Source organism: Nguyenibacter vanlangensis (genome assembly GCF_013376155.1).
GTDB classification, from domain to species: Bacteria; Pseudomonadota; Alphaproteobacteria; order Acetobacterales; family Acetobacteraceae; genus Gluconacetobacter; species Gluconacetobacter vanlangensis.
Window position 1 is genome coordinate 1 of record NZ_JABXXP010001038.1, and the last position, 778, is coordinate 778.

A 778-nucleotide genomic window follows, 5' to 3' on the forward strand; every position below is an offset into this window, starting at 1 on the left:
ATGGCCTGGCGATGCGCCACATGGCCGGACGCGGCCGCGCTGCCCGATGCAAGCAACAGCGGCGCCAGCAGCAGCATCGCCGCAGGGAACGCGGGCAGGATCGCAAGGGTGTGACGGGGCGGGCGGTTCATGCGACAAGGTTCCGTCGGTTCGCGTCGGCCGGCCGACGGGCCGCCGGCCGGGATCGGCCGGGGGCGGCCAAGGTCAGATTACCCCGGATTGGCTGCCGGGCGGCAGACCACTAAAATTATTGTCTTATCCGGTGTCCACCGTGAATCCGACATCCGGCGGATTTCGGAATCCCGATTCGGAATTCCGATTTGGGGCGCCGGGCGGATCGGAGCGGAGTTGCGACACATGAACCAGGCTGAACGGACGCGGCCGGGCCTCTATCGGCATTACAAGGGCGGCCTGTACACGCTGATCTGCGTCGGCCGCCATTCCGAGACCGAGGAATGGCTCGTCACCTATCGCAGCGAGGCGCGCGGCGATTACTGGGTCCGGCCGCTGGCCATGTGGGTCGAGGACGTGGACGGCCTGCCGCGCTTCCAGCCGATCGATACGCCGGACCAGTCGTAGCGTCCTGCCCGGCCACGCCGTCGTTCTTTCAGGCTGTTGCCTTTTGGAAACGGCCGCAGCACCATCGCCGCATGGTCCGATCCGTCTTCGTCTCCCGTCTTGCCGTCTTTTGTCTCGCCGCCGGCCTGACCGTCTTGCCGGCCGTCCCCCCGGCGGCGGGTGCGGCCGAGCCGCCCGATCCCGCCGCCGCGGCCTTCAC

General features: G+C 68.4%; 1 protein-coding gene. It reads left to right on the top strand.

Features of this window, described 5'->3' with window-relative positions:
• Nucleotides 1-357 precede the first annotated feature (357 nt).
• The gene (locus HUK84_RS21060) at nucleotides 358-579 is read left to right on the top strand and encodes a DUF1653 domain-containing protein (RefSeq protein ID WP_176641908.1); all 222 of its coding nucleotides are present in this window, start codon (nucleotides 358-360) and stop codon (nucleotides 577-579) included.
• The last annotated feature ends 199 nt before the right edge of the window (nucleotides 580-778 follow it).